General features: G+C 58.5%; 13 protein-coding genes. 4 read left to right on the plus strand and 9 right to left on the minus strand.

Going from position 1 to position 21,764, the window contains the following annotated elements; genetic code table 11:
* Positions 1-181: 181 nt before the first annotated feature.
* Entirely contained in the window at positions 182-7,252 is a 7,071-nt protein-coding gene (locus AACY18_RS07345) for a TcdA/TcdB pore-forming domain-containing protein (RefSeq protein ID WP_339464608.1), read from the plus strand.
* A 131-nt stretch (positions 7,253-7,383) separates the two neighbouring features.
* On the opposite strand, the gene AACY18_RS07350 is transcribed toward AACY18_RS07345, so the two are convergent.
* Positions 7,384-7,980, minus strand: a complete 597-nt coding sequence (locus AACY18_RS07350) for a MarC family protein (RefSeq protein ID WP_221732815.1) — start codon at positions 7,978-7,980, stop codon at positions 7,384-7,386.
* 231 nt (positions 7,981-8,211) lie between these two features.
* Between AACY18_RS07350 and AACY18_RS07355 the strand changes: the two genes are divergently transcribed.
* From AACY18_RS07355 to AACY18_RS07365, 3 genes are read left to right on the plus strand one after another with little or no spacing between them, the layout of a single operon-like run.
* Complete coding sequence (locus tag AACY18_RS07355; RefSeq protein WP_339431838.1) at positions 8,212-9,012, plus strand: hypothetical protein; 801 nt, start codon at positions 8,212-8,214, stop codon at positions 9,010-9,012.
* 21 nt (positions 9,013-9,033) lie between these two features.
* Positions 9,034-9,771, plus strand: a complete 738-nt coding sequence (locus tag AACY18_RS07360) for a hypothetical protein (RefSeq protein WP_339464610.1) — start codon at positions 9,034-9,036, stop codon at positions 9,769-9,771.
* Complete coding sequence (locus AACY18_RS07365; protein ID WP_339431840.1) at positions 9,768-10,409, plus strand: hypothetical protein; 642 nt, start codon at positions 9,768-9,770, stop codon at positions 10,407-10,409. Before AACY18_RS07360 ends, AACY18_RS07365 begins: the two co-directional genes overlap by 4 nt.
* Positions 10,410-10,431: 22 nt before the next feature.
* Here AACY18_RS07365 and AACY18_RS07370 read toward each other — a convergent pair whose 3' ends face one another.
* From AACY18_RS07370 to accC, 8 genes are all read right to left on the minus strand, one after another.
* Positions 10,432-13,206 (minus strand): hybrid sensor histidine kinase/response regulator, encoded by a 2,775-nt coding sequence (locus AACY18_RS07370; RefSeq protein ID WP_339431841.1) that lies wholly within the window; start codon positions 13,204-13,206, stop codon positions 10,432-10,434.
* Positions 13,207-13,305: 99 nt separating this feature from the next.
* Positions 13,306-14,601, minus strand: coding sequence for a phosphoribosylamine--glycine ligase (gene purD, locus AACY18_RS07375; RefSeq protein ID WP_339431842.1), 1,296 nt, complete (start codon positions 14,599-14,601; stop codon positions 13,306-13,308).
* 173 nt (positions 14,602-14,774) lie between these two features.
* Complete coding sequence (purH, locus tag AACY18_RS07380) at positions 14,775-16,382, minus strand: bifunctional phosphoribosylaminoimidazolecarboxamide formyltransferase/IMP cyclohydrolase (RefSeq protein WP_339431843.1); 1,608 nt, start codon at positions 16,380-16,382, stop codon at positions 14,775-14,777.
* 82 nt (positions 16,383-16,464) lie between these two features.
* A complete protein-coding gene (gene fis / locus AACY18_RS07385) occupies positions 16,465-16,785 on the minus strand; it encodes a DNA-binding transcriptional regulator Fis (protein ID WP_002555375.1) in 321 nt (106 codons plus the stop codon).
* Positions 16,782-17,792: a tRNA dihydrouridine synthase DusB gene (gene dusB / locus AACY18_RS07390; RefSeq protein ID WP_339464612.1), complete on the minus strand. Its 1,011-nt coding sequence runs from the start codon at positions 17,790-17,792 to the stop codon at positions 16,782-16,784. The genes fis and dusB overlap by 4 nt, the downstream gene beginning before the upstream one ends.
* A gap of 185 nt (positions 17,793-17,977) precedes the next feature.
* On the minus strand, positions 17,978-19,228 hold the full coding sequence (locus AACY18_RS07395) for a DUF3426 domain-containing protein (RefSeq protein WP_339431845.1): 1,251 nt from the start codon (positions 19,226-19,228) through the stop codon (positions 17,978-17,980).
* A gap of 30 nt (positions 19,229-19,258) precedes the next feature.
* Complete coding sequence (gene prmA, locus AACY18_RS07400) at positions 19,259-20,137, minus strand: 50S ribosomal protein L11 methyltransferase (protein WP_339431846.1); 879 nt, start codon at positions 20,135-20,137, stop codon at positions 19,259-19,261.
* 254 nt (positions 20,138-20,391) lie between these two features.
* Positions 20,392-21,750, minus strand: a complete 1,359-nt coding sequence (gene accC, locus AACY18_RS07405; protein WP_339431847.1) for an acetyl-CoA carboxylase biotin carboxylase subunit — start codon at positions 21,748-21,750, stop codon at positions 20,392-20,394.
* Positions 21,751-21,764 lie beyond the last annotated feature (14 nt).

Here is a 21,764-nt window from a genome sequence, read left to right on the forward strand (position 1 = left end):
CCTTGTGCGTTTATTGGTTTGAAATGCCCCGGCGCAGTTGTTGCCGAATTATGCCGTTGTCGACGCTGAATGTTGTTCAATGTTTCGTTTGACATTACTTGCGTTTCTTCACTTTTGAGTGCTCCGTGTTTACGCCTTAGTTTTGTCCGACTTTTGAATAGTTGATTCAAGGATGAGAGCGATGAAAAAGAATACGGATGACTACAGGTTCATATCGGCTGAAGATTATTCAGCACTTCAAATGGCATTGAGCGAGTTTGCCGGTTCCGCCGAATACACGGCACTGGCCACGTACTATCAATTGTTCAATCAAACGCACAATGAAGCCGAACAATGGCTGTCGCTGAAACTTTTCCAAGAGTCGCTGACAACATTGCTGGACCGCAAGAAGACACCCGTGCCTGTGGAGATCAATCGGATTAAAAACTGGCTGAGTCAGTCGGAGGCGAGGCTGTCGGCGACGGTGGACATGCTTCATGGCGTCGCCCGGCCAGTGCCGAAGATCATGCACTTCGTCTGGGTTGGTGGCAGTGAAGTCGGTGACATCCAGCGTGATTACATGAACATCTGGCGCGCAGTACTGGAGCCTGAGGGGTATCGGTTCAATCTCTGGTTCGACAGTGATGCATTGTTGGCGTTTGAGATGAACCGGGTGATTCTCGACAGTGCAAGAGCGCATGCCATGGAGGCGGGAGGCGACAAGGTCACCCACCCCAACTACCTGGCACGGATGATCGAGGATCGCGCACGGGTGTTGAAACACCAGATGTTCGAGTATCTCGAACAACCGCAATGGCGCGGTCAAGCGGACGCGGCACGCATTGACCTGATGGTCCGCGCTTACGGCAAGGACCGTGCAACCCTCGACGCCTTTCGCCAGCGCTGCCTTGAGACGCATCTGGCAATGGCCGGCCAGGATCTGCAGTTGCGTGACGTCAGGCATGAGTTCTCCGACCACTTTTTACAGGATGTCTACCAGCGAGAAGTCGCCCTGCGTGGCAATTTTGCCGCGGCCAGTGATGTTGTGCGGTTGCAGGCCGAGTATTTGGAGGGTGGTCGTTACAGCGATATGGATTACTTGCCACCGCTGGCCGATAAGTTGGGTGGGGTGGATATCAGTGGTTTCGATGATGTACAGCGGTTGGGTGTCTTGCAGTTGTTACTCAATCACAACGAGGCACTGATGCCGGGACGGGATCGCGCACGTTATGCGGATAAAACCGACAAAATTCCTGCCAGTCACAAGGCGTCGCTGCTCGCTTTCGCGCGCGGCAAGCCGGATGCCCGTGACATATTTGTTCCATCGGCCGATGCGCGAGTGCCCGAGAATGGATTTCGCATGGGCATTCAATTCGACCGACAAATGAATGCGCACTTCCTGGCACATCCTCGTAGTGGTATGACCCTGTCGATCATGCAGTTGATTCGCTTCAATTATGACGCTTTGCAAACCGTTGAACGCAGGGCTGCCGAGGCGGGTATCAACTGGTCGGAAATCGACAAGTTGTCGGGTCTGATTGAAAACGTCATGAACGAAAAAAGAGCAGAAGGAAAGCTCACGCCATCAGTCGAAGATTTTCTGAGTCATTTGGCTCAGTCCATTTTAAGTTACTACCAGGACGGTATTCGCATCGACGCTCGCGGCACAATAAACCTGACGGGCCCCGGTGCCGCCAACATAGGTTTGCGGGGATATATCGAAACTCATCTTCAAACCGACTACGTCGGCATCATGAACAGACTGGCGCTGAGTGAAGGCTATAACTTCAATACCGAAGAGGAAACGATCTCCGGCTGGACCGTCAATGCCCAGCCTGAAGAGTGGTTGGCGAAAGAGCAGGAAAAATGGCAAACCGGCAAACTCAAATCACGTTATGCCGGCAATCTGGCAGAGTTGCTGAATCAGCAGACCCTGACGTTCAAACAAGGCTGGCCGGTGATTGAAGGCAAGCCGGTGCTGTTGACCTCGGTATTGCAACAACTGATGGATGAGTTGGGCGAACCGTTCAATCGTGCAATGAAGGACAAGTTGAGTGGTGACATCACCTTCAACAAAAACGTTTCCATCGGATTCGACGCACGCCAGGAAATCCTCGCGCAGCCTAACAGTGACTTACCCGTTTCTCATGGGGCGCAGTCCACCACAAACTTGAACGAGCTGTTCTCCCATGTTGCTCACGGTTCACTGACGCTTGAGCAGTTGAGCCCGCTGCAGCGGGTCATGCTGGGCGGTATTTTCGGTGCCATGCACCTGGATGCCAACGGGTTTGCCGGCGCATGGCAAGAGGTGCTGACTATCGCTCGCGAAACCTCTGAAGGGGGAGTGTTTGCCCGTTTCAATGCCATTGAAAAAGCCTTGCGCCAGCGTCCGTCACCGGCATTTCAGGCAGGCCTTGCGCGCGGTGGCGTATCCGACAAACACACGGCGCGCGAACTCAAAGTGCTCGCGCTCAACGAACCGCTGACTCTGAGTCAATGGGGCGAGCGCCTCGGGCAAATCAACAACACCGCGCAACGTCACTATCACCTGCGCATCCTCAATCGCGGTGCCCAGGTTCGTGAGGCATTTGTCAAGGCAGGCGCCGTTTCTTCCCGGCAGGTGCCGCAAGACCTGCTGATGCAGACAACCGGTGACCCCGGCCGCAGGTGTTATCCGCTGGCACTGTTGATGGCGGCGGCACTGCCTCGTGGCGAGTCAGCGGAGCGGGCGTTGATCGGCAGGGTGGCCAACGCCAGCCAGACCCCTGAAGACGCAGACGCCCGGACCTTGCAGCAGGCGCTGGATGAATTGCATGACTTGCCTCTGAGTGATGTCGGCAAACCGTTGGGCAGCCAAAGCCTGGAACACATCGCACAGGCGCTTGAGGCGAAAACGGCGCCCGTCGTCATGCTGCTCGATACCGGTAATCACGCCCTGCTGGTGGCGAAAACCAGAGTGGGTGATCAGAGCGTCTATCGTTTTTATGAGCCGAACTTTGCGATCTATGGGTTTGCAGGTGTACAGGAACTGAAGCAGGGCGTGGCGCATTACCTGAGTGCCGAGAACGGCGCCTTGGCCAGGTTGTACGGTCTGGGTGACGGCGTTCATCCGCAATTCAACGTCATCGAGTTGAATACCGCGGCGATTGCGCAAAAGGTTGCGTCGGTGAATCTGCTGCTGGACGGCTTTGTGCAAAACTCCGCCGTTGTTGACACGCAAACCGCCACGGTGTGGGACAAACAAGCCATCGCGCGTACACGCTCGTTAAACGACAACAGCCGGATGGGGGCCAGTCTGGCGCAACTCGATGCTCGGTACTGGGCAGGTGAGCTTGAACAGGCCACTCATGCCTTGCGCACTGAACACAAAGTGGGGCGCGAGTATTTACCCCTGCTGGAAACGGTTCGGGAAGATTCCGATAGCCGTTACAGCGTGACGCTGGTGGATGCGCGCAACCCGCAAAAGACCTTGAATATCACCACCCTCGATTCGCGGCTAAGCAACGTCAAAAAACATGTGCAGCGTCTGGTGAAAAGCCTGGCGGGCGCTGACCGCGCATCGGGTGAAGCCGATGGCGGCAGTCGTTTGAGTTTTGCCTTTGCGATCCAGACGCTGATCACCGAAATGCGTCATCGCGACTATCAGGCCGGGCACGGGCAGGTACCGGCATTGTCGATAGCCCTGCAGGTGCAGGTGTATGTCAGTTACGCCCAGTTGGGGTATGGCGTGTTGAGCGATTCGCTACAGACAATCCGCCTGGTGCGTCAGGTGGCGGCCAGTGAGCAGAGTCTGGCGCTACGCCAATCGTCATTGTCCGGACGGCTTCTGGGGCGTGCAGCCACAGGCGTCGGAACTGTTTTTTCCGTGGCCAATATCGGCTTCGACATTTACGGCCTGGCGGTTGCCACCCACCAGGAGCAGCGCTCGCGGCTGGCCACGCAACTGGTGTTCGATGCGTCAGCGCTGGGGCTGGATATCGTCGCACTGGCCGCGGGTGGAACCGTCGGCGCTGCCGCCGCTATTGTGTCAGTGCCGTTGCTCGGTGTTGGCATCGGTGTATCGGCCATCGCCAGTAACCTGGGGCAGATCAGCGACAAGGCCCGGGCCGTGGGTGCCCATTTGCGCAAGATTCAGAATGCTTACGGAACGGCCGGTTACACGCGCAAGGGCCGTGTGCTGCGCTTCGAACCGGAGGCGGTCGTCACGCGCTTGGATCTGCAAAATAGCCAGGTTTATTTTGACAGCCAGAAGTTCTACCCCATGGATCGCGCAGGGTTGGAGTTACCGCAGTACAACGATGATCCGAAGCGAATTCATCAAGCCATCGATATCCGTCAGTCGCTGGGACTGCCCGGGCGAATCGATCTGGTCAGGGTCGTGCCCGACGATATCCAGACGGTCGTGCTGCCGTGTACGCCGACCTGTTATTACGGTTACGAATACCAACTCGGAACGCCGGGTTTTGCCTACACGCCAATGCCCGGAGAATGGCACGAACCACGGGCCAGCAGCGAGGTCCCGACATCCTTCGCCTCGTACGTTGTGCCTGGCCTGGCATTGCTGGATTACGCCAGCGGTAGCATTGAAACCTGGTACCCGGATTTGCGTAACAGCGCAGTAGAAAAGCTGGAGTACGACGAGCATGGTCATCAGCGTTTCTATTTCACGGTCAACACACCGTTTCCGCACATTCTCTACAAACTGCACCCGGTCTATAAGCCGACGACGATCGAGGTGCAACTGGACGAGCATGTGCGTCAGTTGGTGGTGCCGGAGCTGCCGGCGGAGTGGAAAAATCTGGTTTCCTATGAAATCACCGCTCAAACCGGGCTCTACCATTTCTGGCTCACACCAGGGATTGTCGCCGTGACGCTCCCGCAAGGGCGCGCTCAATGGGTGGTTCGCGCGCCTTGGGCCAGCCTCGAACGCGTGACCTTCGACGATCCCCAACTGAAGGTCGACGGCATTGTGCTCAATGCCTTCGACGGGTTTATTGAGCTGGCCGGGGGCGAGTTATTCCGGATCGACTGGAATGACCTCAGATTGCATCTGGTCTCGATCACGCTTGATGCCAGCCGCAGCATGGCGCAGGTTCTGGCACATCTGCGTAAACGGGTAAACGAGCAGCGATGGGTGACCGGGTATGTGCCTCTTTACGCGTTCAAGGTGCCTTTCACTCCGGGTGAGCGATCGGTGTTCACCACCGCTTTCTATGATGTGCTGCGGGATCGAATGTTGTATGCCCGCAATCTGCCGGTTGTTGTCAGGGAGGGGATCGTGCTCGGTGGTGCCAGCGTCGACCATGCCTGGTTCTACCACCCTGATCACGCGACGGTGTGGTGTGTCGACGCGGTCACCGGCACAGTCGTTCACCGTTTTCGTTTGATGAACCCGGCGAGTGGCTCGAAGATCATCGGCTGCCTACAGGATGACGACGGTACGCTGCGGGTATCGCAACGCATGCTTGAGCAGACGGAGGTCGAGGTCACGTTGCATTACCGGATCGCGGATTGGAACGTGGTGCTGACGGGGATCAAGACTTCGTCTCTTGCGCGCGACTATGTCAACAAGCCAGGCGCCGTGTACTGGGCTTCCCTTATCAATCACTTCGCGACGCCACGTCCTTTCAGGGATGAAACACCGGGCATGATGGCCGGGACAAGCACCTGGCAATCCGCCTTGTTCGTTCACGCCCGGGCCTACATTCTTGAAGGTCTGCACGATCAGGCCTGGCTTGGCGAGGGTGGCACCGGCAAGTACTTTCGCGCCGAACTGGGCAGTGACCGGGACATGGTAATGCTGATGCCGCATGAGCCTGATGACTTCGCGATGCTCTTTTACAGCAAGCAAAGCCGGCTGATCAGCCGAGGCGTGGCGCCTGGAGTGGCGGGTGGTTTTTATCGAAACGAAGTGCTTGAGCGTGACGTCATCGCGGTCACGCAGGCTGGTAAACGCTACATCGCCACCAAGGCCGATGGCCGGCTATTGGAGATCGATAAACACGGTGCTCTTGAGTTTGTCGGCCTCGGCCAGCAATGGCTGAAAAGGCACCCGGACTGGCTGACCGCGCTACCTGCGCTGGCCGAATCGTACAAAGGCGCACCTTTCCCGATCATCGGGTTAAGCAACGTGTCCGGTAGTGGCTTCGTGGCTGTGTGGTGCATTGACGGGCAGGGAGTGCTGGTCGACAACGCCGATGGCAAGGAGCTGGAACTGCTGGGGCTGACGCCTGACAAACAGGCCGTCTGGCTGCTGGATGTTTCTGTGGGGCAGCTTTACCGGCAGGCGTTGGTCACGTTCGAGACGTTGCGCCAGGCTTTTGCCGATGGCACGCGGCTGGTGTCTGCCGAGCAACTGCCGTTGGTACAAAAAGTCTGGCCGCAATGGGCGTTCGTCCAGGTGCTCAAACATGGGCAGGGTCTGTTGGGGCGCACCCGCGAAGGTATCAATCTGGAACTGCTCGACCAGCAGCCTGCTCGCATCGTCAGTGTCGAGAATCAGTGGTCGCAGGTTCAGGGGCAGACGCCTGCACAGTTGCAGGCGCGTTTGAAGGCGCTGCTGGATGGGCAATCCCACGCCTCGGTACTGCAAGTCGAGCAGTCTGCGGATCGCTATCAGTATTACGTGCCGGAACTGGATCGCCTGTTCGCTGTTACAGGACGGGCCGACGGGCAGTGGGCGGTGTTTCTCGGTACTCGCCAGGCGTCGATACCGATGCTGTTTGACCCGATTGACGGCCTGATCTTCAGCCCTGACGCTGCCGATCGTTCGTGGGGGCCCGGTAACTATGCGCATCGTGAGGAGGACGTCCTGTCGCTCGAGTTGAGCGGTGAGATCGCGCAGGTTATGGAGCTGTTACCCGACGGCGTCGACACGTTGATTCTGGCTTTCGGTTCGCAGGTGTCGAGCTATCGGGTGTCGGAACAGGCGTGGCAGCGGTTGAGCTGCATCGTGGTCGATAGTCGGCGTTCTTCAGGAGATCAAATGCCAAGCGCTTGCACACTGGTTCTGGACATGGCCGCCAGCGAGCGGCTGATGATGTCGCTGGTCGATGGGCAACTGGTGTTCACCGATCCGGACAATGCTCACAGCCTGATTGTGCGAGACGTGAAATCCGATGAGGGTGAGCCGGGTGTGCCAGTGCAGATAAGTGTCCGGATCGATGGTCAGCACCACATGCATGGGGTCGAACATTGGCTGAAAGCCTTGTCGCAAGCCAGAGTCGATCAAGGGGTTGCGACCCTTGAAAAGGTCATTCAAAAGATCGTCTGAAACATCGAGCCAGACTAAAAATAAAAGGTCGTGAACAAACAGTTCGCGACCTTTTTAATTTTGATGCCGGGCAGGAATGGGCCCACTGGCGGGCTCGGCGTTCGCTGGGTAGACGTTGTCGATAACCCTGCTCAGTGCACCAGATACCCTTTAACGCCGGTAAAGATAATCTGCGCTGCCAGTGCGCAAACAAACAATCCCATCAAGCGACTGACGATCTGCAAACCCTGATCGCCGAGAATCCGTTCGATACGGTTGGACAGATAAAGCACCACGCCAACGGTAAAACTGGCCAGCGCAATACTCATGATCGCCGTGAGTTTATCGTCCCAGTGCGGCTGGCTGACGCCCATCACCAACAAGGCACCGATGGTGCCGGGGCCGACAGTCAATGGAATGGTCAGGGGGACGATAGTCACATCCTGCTGCACATTGTCGGCCTGCACTGCGGGTTTGCCCTGTGCCATGCCCAGTGCCGAAATGAACAGCACGCTGCCGGCGCCGATGCGGAACGCATCCACAGTAATGCCGAACACATCGAAAATCACCCGTCCGAACAAGTACAGCAGAACGCTGGAGACCAGCGTGGCGACGGCCACTTTCCAGGCCAGGCGGCGTTGCTCCTTGCGCGAATAGCCACGGGTCAGGCTGATGAAACAGGACAGCACGAAGAACGGGCTGTAGAGAACCAGCATTTTCAGGTAAACGCTGAATAACACGTGGAGCATGGTCTTGGCTCGCAGCAGTAGAGTGTAGGGAGAAGTCTATCAGTCGTTCAAGGACTTGTGGGTATTGTCTTTTAGAGTGTTATGCATAGTTGTTTGTTTGCTTGTTAGTTGCTGTTTTTTTGTTTTGGTAATTGGTGTTACATGTTTAAGTTTGTGCGTTCTTGGTGGGTTGGTTATTGTTGTTTTCGCAAGTTCATGAGGACTTGTTTAAATGATGATAAGGAATTCGTTATGAGTAACCAAGTAATGCAACAAGGGTTTATTGCTAGCTGCTTAAAAGATATTCAGCAGTATGAGGTCGATCAAGTGCCTGCTATTCATAGTCGCAGTTTTACCTCGGGTATTACCGCAGGGGATGCTGTTGAAGTACCGGGTAAAGGCTCTATCGTGGGTGAAGGTATCTTGTCCTTTACGGGTAACCTCAGTGAGGTAAATCGAACCGATGCGCAAAATGCCTTTCTTTTCGCCAGCCTGGCGGCGAACAAAAAGTATCCTCAGGAAGATCAAGGCCAGGATTGGTATCTTCATTTCCGTAAGGCCATGACCTCCACGGGCTGGACGCCTACCAGTATCTACTACAGTGATCTTGAAGTCGGCGGCACCAGTGTCCGCATGGACAAACTGGTGTTGGAGATTCTGGGCTCTGTGCTCGCGGGTGTCGCAGTGCCCGGTCCGACCAGCGCATTGATGCTGAAAGTGGCAACTGATGCCGTTGCGGCCCTCAGCAAACGTGAGACGGCGTTAACGCTGTATGAACGAAACCTTCTGAATAACGGCGTAGGTGGTATCTCCACCGGTGCCTGTACCGAAGTAAACGGCGTACCCAAAATGGCTGTCGGTGCCGTTCGTTTTCTGCGCAGGAACACATCGGACAAAGTGTTGTTTGTCGATGTGGATATTCGCAACGTAAAAATGTACCGCGGCGAAACAGTATTTGAAAAGAATAATGATGTCGCCAACGCAACGCGCGAGTATATCCGCAATGCATTGGGTCTGAATGCGCTTACTAAAATTGAAGAGTTCGAGATTTAATAAGTAACGCAGGGCAGTCGAATGTCGACTGCCCGTTTTTATATTCAAGGGGATGATATGGTCGACGAATATTTAACGGTGGTTGTTGGTAATTCCATTGTGCTTGTGCCTGAGGCTGATGGTGTGGCGGCTTACGACGATCAGCTCAACTCGACCTTGCTGGCGCAATTGGTGGCTAATAAAAAGGTCGAAAAATCCACCGGGATAAACTGGTATGACGCTTATGTAGGTGTTCTCGATGACTTCTGGTTGCGCCAGAAAAAGACGAAACAGACATGGGAGTTCAGTCTTGACGCCGAAGAACTCGCGCCCGACGTGTTTACTGCCATGTTGACTAACGGTGCTTTGGGTGAAACCCATACAATCGCCACGGTTCTAGCGCGAATTGCAAAGTTGCCGGGCGACGATCCCGCGCTCCAACTGCTGCGCCGTTGCATGCAGGCATCAGTTGAGCCCGAGCCGAGCGCAGAGCCAGCGCCGCTGGCGGATGTACGTTTGCTGGTGATATGCGCGAAATCTCCCACCTCGATCACCAGTGCGTATGTCGAGTTCAAAACTCGACGAGTATTAGGCCCCAATCCATTCCAGCAGCCATACCCCACTTGTGATCTGCAAGGTTTGGTTTACGTGCATCACGCTCGGGCAAATCTTTCCGAAACCCTTTACGGCCCTGCGCGTGATGCGATTGCCTTGAAAGTCAGCGGCAAGGTCGCGGGCAATGTTGCGACGTTGACCCTGCCAACGGAGATTGAATCATGACGGATCAGATGACACCGCAAGCAGCGGTGGTGGGGGGTAGCGTTGTGTCATTTGCCGGTGGCCTGCCCGCGTCACACCGAGATGACATCTGCATGAGCACCGCTTATGCACAAAGGGCTACGCGCGCGGCGTTTGAAGATGGGTTATCGGGGGACTGGTTCGAGTACTACCGCAACGTACTCAAGTTTGTCGGTTGGGATGTGCCGAAGCCACAAACCTTGCCGCCCTTGCAGAACAATCTGATGGCCGGCCAGGGCGCGCAGCGGATCTCAACCCTCATGGGCGAGGCGTTTTCCGAGCCCATGCGTCGTGCGCTGGTGGCGATGGAGCGAAACGCATCGGCGCGAGATGTGTTCGAGTCCACCAGCCTGCACGGCAGTGTCGGTATCTTTCAATTGATCCCCTGCATCATGAGCGGGCCGAACAAGGTGGAGATGGGCATTTATTCTCGACAGTTCAAGATTGAGCGCCAGGTGCCCGGATTCCTGTACTCCGAGGATGAATCACTGGTCTGCGAAAGCGTTGAGCAATTTGCAGCCATCACCTTCAACACACTTCACTACGCCCAGTTTCGGGAAAAGGTCAAAAAGTCGGTGATAACCGGCTCGCTTAAATACCTGAGCAGTCTCCAGATTTGATCGAATCGATGTACAAGGCCACTCAGAAGGTCGATGCCGTCCGGTTTTGCTGGTCACGCTGTGCGACCCAATGTTCGACCAATTCACGCAACTGCGACAGTTCGACAGGCTTGGACATGTGCCCGTCCATCCCGGCCTGGCGCGCGCGTTCCTTGTGCTCTGCAAGGATGTGCGCCGTCAGCGCGACGATTGGCGTGCGGATGCGTTGGTTGCTGACTTCCCAGGCGCGCAATTGCTGCGTCGCGGAGAAACCGTCGAGAATCGGCATTTCGCAATCCATCAATACCAGGTCGTATCGCTGGGCTTTCATCGCTTGCAAGGCTTCTTCGCCGTTGCTGGCGGTGTCCGGTTGCAGGTTGAGCTTGCCGAGCATGCCGCGAATCACTTTGGTCGAAATCGTGTTGTCTTCGGCGACGAGGATGCGGAAGTCGCTCGGCACTTTTGCCGCCGTGGCGGGGGTGACCACTTGCGGCTGGAACACCACCTGGCCTTTGTTGCGCTGGTTGAGTTCGTCCGCCAGGGTTGTCTTGAGGGTGTAGCCCGCCACCGGTTTGGCCAGAATGCGTTTGATCCCCGAGTTGCGCGCAATGATCTTGCTCGGCGCATTGCTGATGCCGGTGAGCATGATCAGCAGGATGTCGTGGTTCAGGCTCGGGTCTTCCTTGATCTTGGCCGCCAGTTGCATGCCGGTCATGCCTGGCATGTTCTGATCAAGTAGCACCACATCGAAGTAATCGCGCAGGTGCGCCTTGGTACGCAGCAGCGCCAGCGCCTCCTTGCCCGATGGCACGGCGCTGACGTTCAAGCCCCAGGCGCTGCATTGCTGCACCAGTACTTTGCGGCAGGTGTCGTTATCGTCGACGACCAGTACCCGTGCACCTTGCAGCGGACTGTCGAGATCGGAGGTGGGGTGTTCGAGACGGTCGGGGTCCAGTGGCAGGGTCAGCCACAAGGTGCTGCCCTGATTGGCGCCGCTCTTGATACCGAATTCGCCTTGCATCAAACGGATCAGTTGGCGTGCGATCACCAGCCCGAGATTACCGCCCAGACGATTGGCCGAAAGGAAGTGCTTGCTGTGCAGTTCGGCGTGCATCAGGGCATCGCGCTCTTCCTGCTCCATTGGCGCGCCGCTGTCTTGTACGGCAATACGCAGGCGTGGCTTGGCGCTGCGCTCGTCGAGAGCGACGACGATCAGCACTTCACCTTCATCGGTTTTCTTCAGGGCGTTTTCCAGCAGGCTCAGCAACGTTTGACGCAGACGGGTCGGGTCACCGCTGATGACCCGTGGCACTTGCGGCTGAATGAAGCTGATCAGTTCGACGTTCTGTTGCTCGGCCTTGGCCCGATAGATGCTCAGGCAATCGTCGATCAGGGCGTTGAGATCGAATTGCACGTCATCGAGTTCGATCTGTCCGGACTCGAGCTTGGAGATGTCGAGGATCTCGTTGATCAACGTCAGCAGTTCGTTACCGGCACTGTGGATGGTCTGCACGTAGTCGCGTTGCTTGACCGATAACGGCGTGCCGAGCAGCAGTTCGGTCATGCCCAGCACGCCATTCATCGGCGTGCGGATCTCGTGGCTGATCTTGGCGAGGAATTCGGCCTTGGCGTTGATCTCGGCATTGCTGGCGGCCAGGTCGCGGCTGATGCTGAAACGACTTTCGGTGATGCTGCGCTGGCGCTCGCCCAAAGCGATGCTCATCAGCAGGCCGCTGATGCAGATGAACGCCATCAGGGTCATGATCAGGCCTTGCGGAGCGACCAGGGTCAGCCCCAGCAGCGCTGGCAGGATAATCAGTGTGCCGATGTTGAACACAACCATTGCTGCGACGAACAGGCGTGCCGGACGATAACCCTTCTGCCAATGGTAGGAGCCGACCAGCAGCATGCTCAGGCCGGCGAGGGCCACCAAGGCGTAGGTGATGATGTTCAGCGGCAGGGTGTTGACGAACAACAGCAGCAGGCTGCAGATCACGATGAACAGAATGTCGCCCAGCAACAGTTTATTCAGCGGGTGCGGGCCGAGCGGAGCGAAGAATCGGTAGGCGAACATCAAACCCGCCGGGGCGGTCAGCAGCAGCGCCAGATAAGCCCCTGGGGTCTGGATCGCGTGCCAGTTCGGCAGCCAGGGGCCTGCGAGGTTAAGCAACAGCAACAGGCTCAGACTGAGCAGAACTTCGCAGACCGCAAGCCACAGACTGCTGCGAGAGCGGGTGTAGGCGTAGCGGATGAGATTGTGCAGGATCAGCATGCCGAGGCAGCCGAACAGCAGGCCGTAGAGCAGCGTCTGGTTGTGGTTGGCCGCGCTCATCACGGCTGATTGCAAGGTGATGTACGGACGCAACTGATGGTCGGAAACCATCCGCAGATAAACGTCGAGGGGCTTGTCGCTCTGGGGCAGCGGCAACAGGAAGTCACTGCTCGGCAGCGGCCGCTCGGACTGGGGCTGGTCGTTGCCGGTGTTGCGTTGCTCGATCAGCTTGTCGCCGTCCAGCACGTACAGATTGAGGTGTGAAAGGTCGGGGGCGAAGATGCGCAGCACTTGTTCGTGCTTGCCGGGCGCCAGTCTGAATCGCAGCCACAACGCGCCATCGGGCTCGGCTGCCGTGAGGCGGTCAAGGTCGATGGGGCTGAATTGATTGGTGTAGCGGGCTGAGCGGATGTCGCTCAGTTGCAGATTGCCCTGATCATCAAGCAATACCGACCAGCCACTGCCTTGTGCGGCCAGGGCCGGGAGCATGCAGAGCAAGGTCAGCAGCGTGACGGTGAAGCTTATGGCAATCCTGAGCCAGCGCACGGCGAAATCCCTTCGTAGGTTGATGCCAGAATATAACGATGCGCGGCGGCGGAACAGCCCGGCGAGGAACGGTATCCCAGGCCGGACTTGATGCACAGCTTATTCCTGGGTTTCGCCACGTTCACGGGCAATGGCGCGGTAGCCAATGTCCTTACGGTAGAAGCAGCCTTCCCAGTCGATGGCCGCCGCCAGCTTGTAGGCTTGCTGCTGAGCTTCGCCGACACTGGCGCCCATGGCAGTGGCGCAGAGTACGCGACCACCGGCCGTCACCACATTGCCATCCTTCAGCGCAGTACCGGCATGGAAGACTTTGCCTTCCAGGCCTGCGGCTGCGTCCAGACCGTTGATCGCTGCACCCTTGGCGTAGTCGCCCGGGTAACCGCCGGCGGCCAGTACAATGCCGACGCTTGGACGTGGGTCCCATTGCGCTTCAACTTTGTCCAGCGCTTGTGCCAGAGCCGCTTCGACCAGCAGAACCAGGCTCGACTGCAGACGCAGCATCACCGGTTGGGTTTCCGGATCACCGAAACGGCAGTTGAACTCGATGACTTTCGGGTTGCCCGCCTTGTCGATCATCAGACCCGCGTAGAGGAAACCGGTGTAGACGTTGCCTTCTTCGGCCATGCCGCGCACGGTCGGCCAGATCACCAGATCCATCACGCGCTGATGCACGTCGGCGGTGACCACCGGGGCAGGGGAGTAAGCCCCCATGCCGCCAGTGTTCGGGCCGCTGTCGCCGTCGCCGACGCGTTTGTGGTCCTGGCTGGTGGCCATGGGCAGTACATTCTTGCCGTCGACCATGACGATGAACGACGCTTCCTCACCGTCGAGGAACTCTTCGATGACCACGCGCGAACCGGCGTCACCGAAGGTATTGCCGGCGAGCATGTCGCGCACGGCGTCTTCCGCTTCAGCCAGCGTCATGGCAACGATCACGCCTTTACCGGCGGCCAGGCCGTCGGCCTTGATCACGATCGGCGCGCCTTTTTCACGCAGATAAGCCAGGGCTGGCTCGATCTCGGTGAAGTTCTGGTAGTCGGCCGTCGGGATCTTGTGGCGCGCCAGGAAATCCTTGGTGAAGGCTTTGGAGCCTTCCAGCTGTGCAGCGCCGGCGGTCGGACCGAAGCAGTCCAGGCCACGGGAGCGGAACAGATCAACCACGCCAGCCACCAGCGGCACTTCCGGGCCGACGATGGTCAGGGAAACGTTTTTCTCGGCGAAGTCGGCAAGCTGCTCAAGGGCCAGCACGTCGATGGCGACGTTCTCGCACTTGGCTTCGATCGCCGTACCGGCGTTGCCCGGCGCGACAAAAACCTTCTGTACGCGCGGATCCTGAGCCACTTTCCAGGCCAGGGCGTGTTCACGGCCACCGCTGCCAATGATCAAAACATTCATTTCTAAAACCTCGGATGACGCTCATTCTGGAGGCAGCAATGAAGCTGCTTTTTTGTGGGAGCGGCGGTGCGACGATTCGACTTGCTCGCGAAAGCGCAGTGTCAGTCGAAACCGTTGTCGCTGACAGATTGCATTCGCGAGCAAGCCCGCTCCCACATTTGGATCGCGTTGAATCAGTGACGGAAGTGGCGCATGCCGGTGAACACCATGGCGATGCCGGCTTCATCGGCCGCTGCAATCACTTCAGCATCACGCATCGAACCACCCGGCTGGATCACCGCAGTGATACCGACCTTGGCCGCGTTGTCCAGACCGTCGCGGAACGGGAAGAACGCGTCCGATGCCATGACCGAGCCCGCCACTTGCAGGCCGGCGTGTTCAGCCTTGATCGCGGCGATACGTGCCGAGTTCACGCGGCTCATCTGGCCGGCGCCGACACCGATGGTCTGACGGTTTTTCGCGTAGACGATGGCGTTGGATTTAACGTACTTGGCGACTTTCCAGGCGAAGATCAGGTCGTTGATCTCTTGCTCGGTCGGAGCGCGCTTGGTCACGACTTTCAGGTCTTCGCTGCCGATCATGCCGATGTCACGGCTCTGTACCAGCAGGCCGCCGTTGACGCGCTTGTAGTCCCACGCGGCAGCGCGGTCAGCCGACCACTCGCCGCAGGCCAGCAGGCGCACGTTGGCTTTGGCCGCCACAATGGCGCGGGCTTGTTCGCTCACCGACGGGGCAATGATCACTTCGACGAACTGACGCTCGACGATGGCTTTGGCGGTTTCAGCATCCAGTTCGCGGTTGAAGGCGATGATGCCGCCGAACGCCGATTCGGTGTCGGTGGCGTAGGCCAGTTCGTAAGCTTGACGAATGCCGCCTTCGGCGTCCGGGCTCACAGCCACGCCGCACGGGTTGGCGTGCTTGACGATCACGCAGGCTGGCTTGACGAAGCTCTTCACGCATTCCAGGGCAGCGTCGGTGTCGGCCACGTTGTTGTACGACAGCTCTTTGCCCTGCAGTTGGGTCGCGGTGGCGATACCGACTTCGGCCGGTTTGGCTTCAACATAAAACGCCGCGCTCTGGTGCGGGTTCTCGCCGTAACGCATTTCCTGAGCCTTGATGAACTGGCTGTTGAAGGTGCGCGGGAATTCGCTGCGACCTTCAGTGCTCAGTGTCTCGGCAGCCTGGTTCACGGTGCCCATGTAGTTGGCGATCATGCCGTCATAGGCGGCGGTGTGTTCGAAGGCCTTGAGCATCAGGTCGAAACGCTGAGCGTAGGTCAGGCCACCGGCTTTGAGGCTTTCGAGGACATTGGCGTAATCGCTGGCGTTCACCACGATCGCTACGTCTTTGTGGTTTTTCGCGGCCGAACGGACCATGGTCGGACCGCCGATGTCGATGTTCTCGATGGCGGTCGGCAGGTCGCAGCCAGGCTTGTTGATGGTGGCTTCGAACGGGTAGAGGTTAACGGCAACCAGATCGATGGGCTTGATGCCATGCTCGTTCATGATCGCGTCGTCGATACCGCGACGGCCGAGAATGCCGCCGTGGATTTTCGGGTGCAGGGTTTTCACCCGACCGTCCATCATCTCTGCGAAACCGGTGTAATCCGCGACTTCCACTGCGGCAACGCCGTTGTCCTGCAGCAGCTTGAACGTCCCGCCGGTGGAGAGGATCTCGACGCCCAGCGCTTCTAGCTCCTTGGCGAATTCGAGGATCCCGGTCTTGTCGGAAACGCTGATCAAGGCGCGGCGGATCGGCAGGCGGGTAGTCTGGTCGGTCATCTCAATTTCCATCAAAAGCAAAGGAAGTCAGCAAAAAAGGCGACCGGTTTTACGCGGGCGCCTTTCTGGTTTGATTGAATGCTTACAGCAGATCGTACTGCTTGAGTTTCTTGCGCAGTGTGCCGCGGTTAAGTCCCAGCAGCTCACTGGCCTTGGTCTGGTTGCCCTTGACGTAGTTCATCACGCTTTCGAGCAGGGGAGCCTCGACTTCGGAGAGCACCAGGTTATACACGTCCGTGACGGACGCGCCCTCAAGGTGGGCGAAATAATTGTGCAGCGCCTTCTCGACACTCCCGCGAAGGGTCTGACCTTCTTCGCTCGGGGTGTTGAGGTGCTGTTTCAAATTCACGTTGTCGCTCACGGGTGTTGTTCCACTCACTAAAGTCTCGGTCATCATCGTCATGCGGCCACCCCTTCTTCGTCCCCTGTCAGGCTCTTGTAACGCTCGGCGAAGAACTCCCGAACGTTGGCGCATTGTGTTTCCGTACCATCCAAACGATTGAAGTGGGCGCGAAACTCCCTGGCGCCCGGCAAGGTTGCGAGATACCAGCCCACATGCTTTCGAGCAATGCGTACGCCCATCACGTCTCCATAGAAAGCGTGAAGTGCGGCCAGATGCTCAAGCAGAATGCGTTCCACTTCGACCAGCTTCGGCGCCGGCAATTTCTCGCCGGTACGCAGGAAGTGATCGATCTCGCGAAAAATCCATGGCCGCCCTTGAGCGGCACGGCCTACCAACAGGCCATCGGCACCGGTCGCGTCAAGCACGTAACGGGCCTTTTCCGGTGAATCGATATCGCCATTGGCAAATACCGGGATCGACACGGCCTGCTTGATCGCGGCAATCGTGTCGTACTCGGCAACGCCGGTGTACAGATCGGCGCGAGTGCGGCCATGCACTGCCAGCGCGGTGATCCCGGCCTGCTCGGCGATCTTCGCCACGGTCAGGCCGTTCTTGTTGTCGCGATCCCATCCGGTGCGGATCTTCAGGGTGACCGGCACATCAACCGCGGCCACGACGGCCTGCAGGATCTCGGTCACCAATGCTTCATCTTTCAATAACGCGGAGCCGGCGGCCTTGTTGCAGACCTTCTTTGCCGGGCAACCCATGTTGATGTCAATAATCTGTGCGCCCAATTCGACGTTGGCCCGTGCCGCCTCTGCCAGCATTTGCGCGTCGCCACCGGCAATCTGCACCGAGCGTGGCTCGGGATCGCCTTCGTGGATCATGCGCAAGCGCGACTTGCGGGTATTCCACAGGCTCATGTCACTGGTGACCATTTCCGAGACCACAAGCCCTGCGCCCAGACGCTTGCAGAGCTGACGAAAGGGCTGATCGGTGACCCCCGCCATCGGGGCGAGAATCAAGCCGTTCTGCAATGTGTATGGGCCGATGCGTACCGCCGACATAGGACTTCCCTGAAGTGGGGCCGGATCATGAGAGTTCGAAAAAGGGTTGGCATGATACCCGCTCTCGATGACTGGATAAAGGCTGAATTGAACAAAATCTGAACAGTTAATCTGTTATCGCCAGCGGTTTGGTTGGGCGCGGCGCAGTCAGAAAACTGCCGTCAATCAGGAAACGATGAAGCGGTTCACTCGGGTGAGTGAAAACTCAGGCTGTAATTCACCGCTTTCGGGCCTGGGTCGAGAATGTCCAGCGCGATGTGGATCGGTGTTTGTGGCGGCATTTCCGCCAGACCTTCCAGGTCGCCGCTGAGGTATTCCCCCGGTTTGAAGCGACGACTGGCGATCAGATGACCGTTGAGGTCGGCAAAACGCAGTTCCAGTAGCGGGAACGGCTGGGAGAACGTCGCGCGGTTATAGATGATCGCGTCGACGACCAGTGCGCCGCTGAACTCGGGATGACTGCGCACGACCAGATTGCTGCTCTTGATTCGGGCGATATCGACCTTGGACGGCACCGTGCAACCGATCTGCGGGCAGAGTTGCTGGAACCACGGGCGGTATTGATCCTGGCGCGCCAGCTCATCGAAATGATAGGCGATGTATTGGCCGGCGAGGGCGCCGGCTGCCAGTAGCACCAACAGCATCCATAGCAGGCGGCGGCCCCACGGTGAGCGGCGTTTCTGCCAGTCCAGTTGCAGCGGGTCGTCGGTCAGGTCTTGCAGGACTTCGCTGCGCTCGCGTTTTTTGCGTTGCGGTTCGATCAACGGCAGATCGTCGTCATCGGCTTCGTGACTGGCGGACCGGCGTTCGCGGCGGGCATTCGGATCGATTGGGTCGTGCAGGCGCAGTTGCGGGATCGCGGGTTCGTCATCCAGCTCCACCGGTTCCAGCGACAGCGATGGCTCGGTCCGCGCCGATTTGACTGGCTCGATGTCGACGATATCCTTTTCTGCTTCGGGTCCCGGCGTTCGCTCGTCAGCGGGTGCGCTGAACAGGCTGTCGGGCCATGTCGACTCTTCCGGCTCGTGACTGTCGCGACGGGCGCTCAGGGCGTCTTCGCGCGGGCGACCGAGTTCGCTGGCTGGCTGAATTTCCCGTTGTTCGAGGCGGGCGAGCTCTTCATCCAGATCCAGGCTGTCGAGATCCAGCTCCGAGGCGCTCCACTGCTTTTGGCTGATGGCGCGCGGCGCGGGCGGTTCGACGATGGCTGGTGGCTCGATAGCCGGTAGCTCTTCGGCGGGCGGCGCTTCAATCGGCGGTGCGACCGGCATCACCGCGTCCTTGCCGGCGTGTTGCTCAAGCAGCTGTTTGGCGGCATTGAATACTTGCAGGCAGGCGCCGCAGCGAACCACCCCGCGGGCCACGCTCAATTGAGCATGGCTGACACGGAAACTGGTTTGGCAATGCGGACACTGGGTGACGAAGCTGTCGGTCATGCGGCGATCCGGATTATGCAGGTGGCCATTCTAGCGCCGACGTCCGGTGATGCGCACCCAGCCATCGCGATTGGCGATCGGGTCGAGGTCGAAGTCCTGAGCATACGCGGCAGCGACTTCTTCACCTTGTTCGGCAAGAATGCCCGACAGCGCCAGGCGCCCGCCGGACTTGACCAGGCTGGACAGTTGCGGGGCCAGCGAAACCAGCGGCCCGGCGAGGATATTGGCGACCAGCACGTCAGCTTTGACCTGCGGCAGATCTTCCGGCAGGTACAGCGGGAACAGCTCTTCGGCGATGTTGTTGCGTCCGGCGTTGTCACGCGAAGCTTCCAGTGCCTGCACGTCAATGTCGGTACCGACGGCTTCTTTCGCACCGAGCAGCAGGGCGGCGATGGCCAGAATCCCCGAGCCGCAGCCGAAATCCAGCACATTGCAGTCTTTCAGGTCCTGACCGTCGAGCCATTCCAGGCACAGCGCGGTGGTCGGGTGGGTGCCGGTGCCGAAGGCCAGGCCCGGGTCCAGCAGCAGATTGACCGCGTCAGGCTCGGGCGCGGCGTGCCAGCTCGGCACGATCCACAGGCGCTGACCGAAGCGCATTGGCTGGAAACCGTCCATCCAGCTGCGTTCCCAGTCCTGGTCTTCGATGACTTCGCTGTGATGCTCCGGCAGCGGGCTGCCGGTCAGCAGTTCCAGGTGGGCCAGTACCGGTGCGGGTTCGGTGCCGCCCTCGAACAGGGCCAGCAGATGTGTGTGCGCCCACAGCGGGGTGGTGTTGAGTTCCGGCTCGAAGATCGGCTGATCTTCGGCGTCCATGAAGGTCACCGATACGGCGCCGACTTCAAGGAACGCGTCTTCGTAGGTTTCGGCTTGTTCCGGGCTGATGGCCAGACGTACTTGCAGCCAAGGCATGGCGGGCACCTTTGAAAAAATATGATTGCAGCCTAGCGGCCAGCGAGAAGCGCGCAAGTTTACGCGAGCGCGCAGGTTTTGTGGGAGCGGCATTGCACCCTGTGTGGGGCTTGCTCGCGAAAGCGGTGTGCCAGACAAATAAATGTATCTGATACACCGCATTCGTGAGCAAGCCCGCTCCCGCAAGGGGTATTTGAAAACTGTAGAAACAACAAAGCCGCCCGAAGGCGGCTCTGTCAGGTGCGGGCTGAAGCTTAGTGCTTCTCGCCTGCCAGCTTGTGCTCGAGGTAGTGAATGTTCACCCCCCCTTTGCAGAAGCCTTCATCACGCACCAGATCACGGTGCAGCGGGATGTTGGTCTTGATCCCGTCAACCACGATTTCGTCCAGGGCATTGCGCATGCGAGCCATGGCTTCGTCGCGGGTGGCGCCGTAAGTGATCAGTTTGCCGATCAGCGAGTCGTAGTTCGGCGGAACCGCATAACCGCTGTACAGGTGCGAATCGACGCGAACGCCGTTGCCGCCTGGGGCGTGGAAATGCTTGACCGTGCCCGGGCTCGGCATGAAGGTTTTCGGGTCTTCAGCGTTGATCCGGCATTCCAGCGAGTGACCGCGGATCACCACGTCATCCTGCGTGAACGACAGCTTGTTGCCAGCGGCGATGCTGAGCATCTCCTTGACGATGTCGATACCGGTGACCATTTCCGAAACCGGGTGCTCCACCTGAACACGGGTGTTCATTTCGATGAAGTAGAAACGACCGTTTTCGTACAGGAACTCGAAAGTGCCCGCGCCACGGTAACCGATGTCGATGCACGCCTTGACGCAGCGAGCCAGAACTTCCTGGCGAGCCTGCTCGTCGATGCCCGGTGCCGGCGCTTCTTCGAGAACCTTCTGGTGACGACGTTGCAGCGAGCAATCGCGGTCGCCCAGATGGATGGCCTGGCCTTGGCCGTCGGACAGCACCTGTACTTCGACGTGACGCGGATTGGTCAGGAATTTTTCCAGATAGACCATCGGGTTGCCGAACGCCGCGCCTGCTTCGGAGCGGGTCAGTTTTGCCGAGGCGATCAGGTCTTCTTCCTTGTGCACTACGCGCATGCCGCGACCACCGCCGCCGCCAGCGGCTTTGATGATCACCGGGTAACCGACTTCACGACCAATGCGCAGCGCCGTTTCTTCGTCTTCCGGCAACGGGCCGTCGGAACCTGGAACGGTTGGCACGCCTGCTTCGATCATCGCGTGCTTGGCCGATACCTTGTCGCCCATCAGGCGAATGGTGTCGGCTTTCGGGCCGATGAAAGCGAAGCCGGAGTTCTCGACCTGCTCGGCAAAATCGGCGTTTTCCGCGAGGAAACCGTAGCCTGGGTGAATGGCGGTAGCGCCAGTCACTTCAGCGGCAGCGATAATGGCCGGGATGTGCAGATAAGACTGGGCGGCAGACGCCGGGCCGATGCAGACGGATTCGTCTGCCAGACCCAGGTGCATCAGCTCTTTATCGGCCTTGGAGTAAACGGCGACGGTCTTGATGCCCATCTCTTTGCAGGCACGCAGAATCCGCAGGGCGATCTCACCGCGGTTCGCGATCAGAACTTTTTCCAACTTCGCAGTCATCAAAGGCTCTCCGC

Origin of the sequence: Pseudomonas sp. EA_65y_Pfl2_P74, assembly GCF_963970575.1 — a bacterium.
Classification (GTDB): Bacteria; Pseudomonadota; Gammaproteobacteria; order Pseudomonadales; family Pseudomonadaceae; genus Aquipseudomonas; species Aquipseudomonas baetica_A.